Origin of the sequence: Amaricoccus sp. (genome assembly GCF_017995835.1) — a bacterium.
GTDB lineage: Bacteria > Pseudomonadota > Alphaproteobacteria > Rhodobacterales > Rhodobacteraceae > Amaricoccus.
This window is the reverse complement of record NZ_JAGOID010000178.1, coordinates 1-3611: the sequence shown is the minus strand read 5'-3', so window position 1 is coordinate 3611 and position 3611 is coordinate 1. Positions and strand designations below refer to the sequence as shown.

General features: G+C 71.3%; 6 protein-coding genes. 5 read left to right on the top strand and 1 reads right to left on the bottom strand.

From position 1 onward, the window contains the following. The coding region (locus KBA23_RS16255; RefSeq protein ID WP_290743166.1) for a contractile injection system protein, VgrG/Pvc8 family at positions 1-287 on the bottom strand (287 nt) is incomplete at its 3' end. 271 nt (positions 288-558) lie between these two features. On the opposite strand from KBA23_RS16255, the gene ffh reads away from it, so the two are divergent. The 5 genes from ffh to rpsP all read left to right on the top strand — a co-directional run. Then, a complete protein-coding gene (ffh, locus tag KBA23_RS16250; RefSeq protein WP_290743163.1) occupies positions 559-2034 on the top strand; it encodes a signal recognition particle protein in 1476 nt (491 codons plus the stop codon). Then, entirely contained in the window at positions 2031-2546 is a 516-nt protein-coding gene (locus KBA23_RS16245; RefSeq protein ID WP_290743160.1) for a GNAT family N-acetyltransferase, read from the top strand. The genes ffh and KBA23_RS16245 overlap by 4 nt, the downstream gene beginning before the upstream one ends. Continuing rightward, a complete protein-coding gene (locus KBA23_RS16240; RefSeq protein ID WP_290743157.1) occupies positions 2543-3118 on the top strand; it encodes a GNAT family N-acetyltransferase in 576 nt (191 codons plus the stop codon). The genes KBA23_RS16245 and KBA23_RS16240 overlap by 4 nt, the downstream gene beginning before the upstream one ends. Positions 3119-3137: 19 nt before the next feature. Further along, entirely contained in the window at positions 3138-3452 is a 315-nt protein-coding gene (locus tag KBA23_RS16235) for a chorismate mutase (RefSeq protein WP_290743154.1), read from the top strand. 25 nt (positions 3453-3477) lie between these two features. Beyond that, positions 3478-3611 (top strand): 30S ribosomal protein S16 (gene rpsP, locus KBA23_RS16230; protein ID WP_290743169.1); only part of this gene is annotated, 134 nt, incomplete at its 3' end.

Below are 3611 nucleotides of genomic sequence, written 5' to 3'. Positions count from 1 at the left end.
AACCACAACCACGGCCGGATCTCCGCCTCGTAGTGTGCGATCCGCCGCTCGACATGGGCGAGGCGGAACGCCGCGACCTGGCCCGAGAACCAGCGCGGCGGGTCGCCCGCTTCGGCCTCGACCGAAATCTCCTCGCCGAGGAGCTTCAGCGGATCGACGTCGAAATCCTCGCTGACGAAGCGCAGCGTGAATTCGAAGCAGCGGCTGATCGCGTCGAACCCGTCCAGCCGGGCGAAGGTGAGCCCTTCGACCGGCGCCTTGGCGACGATGTAGCGGGTCTGCGGCATCGGGAGGCAATTCTCCGGCAGCGACCTGTCGCAATGATCGTATCACATCCCGTGGTCCGCGCACGACACAATCCTTGCGCGCGTGATCCGGTCCGGCCGGCCCGCGCGCAGCGCCTTGACCGGGGCGGCCCTCTCGGCTAAAGCGCATGCGTTTCCGGGAGTGTGAACGCTTCCGGTCCCGCTTTGCCATGCGGGATCGCCGTCGGTCAGCGCGTTGCGCCCACCGGCGCGATCGTCGTTTTTGGCGGGCCGTGTCGAGGAGGCGAAGCCGATGTTCGAGAACCTGTCCGACCGTCTCGGCGGCGTCTTCGGCCGCCTGACCAAGCAGGGCGCGCTCTCCGACGAGGACGTGGCCACCGCGCTGCGTGAGGTCCGGGTCGCGCTCCTCGAGGCCGACGTCTCGCTCCCCGTCGCCCGCGACTTCGCCGCCCGCGTGCAGGAGAAGGCCAAGGGACAGGCGGTGACGAAATCCGTCACCCCGGGGCAGCAGGTCGTCAAGATCGTCCATGACGAGCTGGTGCGTACGCTGGCCGGCGAGGGTCCGGCCGCCGAGCTGAAGATCGACAACCCGCCGGCGCCGGTGCTGATGGTGGGCCTTCAGGGCTCGGGCAAGACCACCACCACCGCCAAGCTGGCGCGCCGGCTGAAGGAGCGCGAGGGCAAGCGCGTGCTCATGGCCTCGCTCGACACCCGCCGCCCGGCGGCGATGGAGCAACTCGCCGTCCTCGGCGCGCAGGTCGGCGTCGACGTGCTGCCGATCATGCCCGGGCAGACGCCGGTGCAGATCGCCAACCGCGCCAGGCAGCAGGCGACGCTCGGCGGCTACGACGTGTTCATGCTCGACACCGCCGGCCGGCTCTCGATCGACGACGAGCTGATGGCCGAGGTCGAGGCGGTGCGCGACGCCACGAGGCCGCGCGAGACGCTGCTGGTCGTCGACGGGCTCACCGGCCAGGACGCGGTCCACACCGCCGAGAATTTCGACGGCCGCATCGGCATTTCCGGCGTGATCCTCACCCGCATGGACGGCGACGGCCGCGGCGGGGCGGCGCTTTCCATGCGCGCCGTGACCGGCAAGCCGATCCGCTTCGTCGGCCTCGGCGAGAAGATGGACGCGCTCGAGGAGTTCCATCCCGAACGCATCGCCGGGCGCATCCTCGGCATGGGCGACATCGTGTCGCTGGTCGAGAAGGCGCAGGAGACGCTGGAGGCCGAGGCCGCCGAGCGGATGATGAAGCGGTTCCAGAAGGGTCAGTTCAACATGAACGACCTCAAGGGCCAGCTCGAGCAGATGATCAAGATGGGCGGCATGTCCGGCCTCATGGGCATGATGCCCGGCATGGCCAGGATGCAGAAGCAGATGGACGAGGCGGGCCTCGACGACAAGGTGCTGCGCCGCCAGATCGCCCTGATCGACTCGATGACCAAAAAGGAGCGCCGCGCGCCCGAGATCTTGCAGGCGAGCCGCAAGAAGCGCATCGCCGCCGGTGCCGGGCTCGATGTCTCCGACCTGAACCGACTTTTGAAGATGCATCGCCAGATGGCTGATGTAATGAAGAAAATGGGCGGCATGGGCAAGAAGGGCCTCCTGCGCGGCGGCCTCGGCGCGCTCCTCGGCCGTGGCGGCGGAGCCCCGGGCGGGATGCCCCCCGGCGGTCTGCCGCCGATGCCCGGCGGGGCCCCCGGCGCGCTGCCCCCGGGCCTGTCGCTGCCGCCCGGCCTTTCCGGCTTCGGCAAGAAGAAATGACCGACGCGCCCGTCCTCCGCACGGCGCGCCTGACGCTGCGGCCGCACCGTCTCGACGACTTCGCGCCCTTCGCCGCGTTCTTCGCGAGCGATGCGTCGCGATATGTCGGCGGGCCGCTGCCGGAGCAGCGGGTCTGGAACGGTTTCGCGGGCGACGTCGGATCGTGGAACCTGATGGGCTTCGGGTGCTGGGCCGTCGATCTGACCGAGACGGGCGCCTTCGTCGGTCAGGTCGGCCTCAACAAGCCGTCCTACTTCCCCGAGCGGGAGATCGGCTGGATCGTCTTTCCCGAGCACCATCGCCAAGGCTACGCCCACGAGGCGGCGCTGGCCGCGCGCGACTTCGCGTATCGGCGCCTCGGCTGGACCACCGCCGTCAGCTACATCGACCGCGACAACGCCGCGTCGATCGCGCTGGCGCGCAAGCTCGGCGCCGTCGAGGATCCGGACGCCGCCCGCTGGGACGACGCCGACGTGGTCTATCGCCACCCCGGCCCGGAGGACCTGCGATGACCGCGCCGTGGGAGCGCGTCCCTGCCGGTCCGGCCGCCGGCTTCGCCGCCGCGATGGCCGCGGTCGTGCCCGAGATCGTCACGCCGCGCCTGCGCCTGCGCGCGCCGCGCGTCGCCGACTACCCGCTCTATGCCGGCTTCGCCCGCGACGACCGCGGCGCCGGGCTCGCGCGGGGCGAGACCGACGAGACCGCCTGGCTCGACTTCTGCGCGCTCGTCGCGAGCTGGCCGCTCCGCGGGTTCGGCCCCTGGACGCTCGAGCCCCGCGCGGGCGGCCCCGCGCTCGGCGCCGCCGTCCTCAACCACGAGTTCGGCGACCCCGAGCCTGAGGTCGGCTGGCTGGTCGCGCCCGAGGCCGAGGGCAGGGGCTTCGCCTCCGAGGGCGCCCGCGCCGCGCTCGCCCACGCCTTCGGGCCGCTGGGGATGGCCTCGATCGTCAGCTATGTCGGCGCCGACAACCCGCGCTCGGCCCGGGTCGCGGAGCGCCTCGGCGGCCGCCGCGACGGCGCGGCCGAGGCGGCGCTCGGCGACGACGTGCTCGTGTTCCGCCACAGCCCCGGAGATCTCGCGTGACCAGAGGGGAGGCCCGCCCATGAACGCCGACGCCGTCCGCCGCGCCGCCGACCTGCTGCGCGGGCATCGCGAGTCGATCGACCGGCTCGATGCGATCCTCGTGTTCACGCTGGCCGAGCGGTTCAAGCACACCCAGGCGGTCGGGGCGCTCAAGGCTGCCCACGGCCTGCCGCCCTCCGATCCCGCGCGCGAGGCGAACCAGATCGCCCGGCTGGAGCGGTTGGCCGCCGACGCCGACCTCGACCCGGAGTTCGCCAAGACATTCCTGACCTTCATCATCTCCGAAGTGATCAGGCACCACGAGAGCCATCTCGAAAACACGCCGAAACCCTGAAAGACGCCAGAACAGGAGACATCCCATGTCCGTGAAGATCCGGCTCGCCCGCGGCGGGTCCAAGAAGCGCCCGCACTACTCGATCGTCGCCGCCGAGAGCCGCTCGGCCCGCGACGGCCGCTTCCTCGAGAAGCTCGGCACCTACGACCCGCTGCTGCC

Coding starts and splice junctions, on each gene's coding strand:
- ffh (WP_290743163.1), top strand. CDS start 559: ATGTTCGAGAACCTGTCCGACCGTCTCGGCGGCGTCTTCGGCCGCCTG.
- KBA23_RS16245 (WP_290743160.1), top strand. CDS start 2,031: ATGACCGACGCGCCCGTCCTCCGCACGGCGCGCCTGACGCTGCGGCCG.
- KBA23_RS16235 (WP_290743154.1), top strand. CDS start 3,138: ATGAACGCCGACGCCGTCCGCCGCGCCGCCGACCTGCTGCGCGGGCAT.
- KBA23_RS16240 (WP_290743157.1), top strand. CDS start 2,543: ATGACCGCGCCGTGGGAGCGCGTCCCTGCCGGTCCGGCCGCCGGCTTC.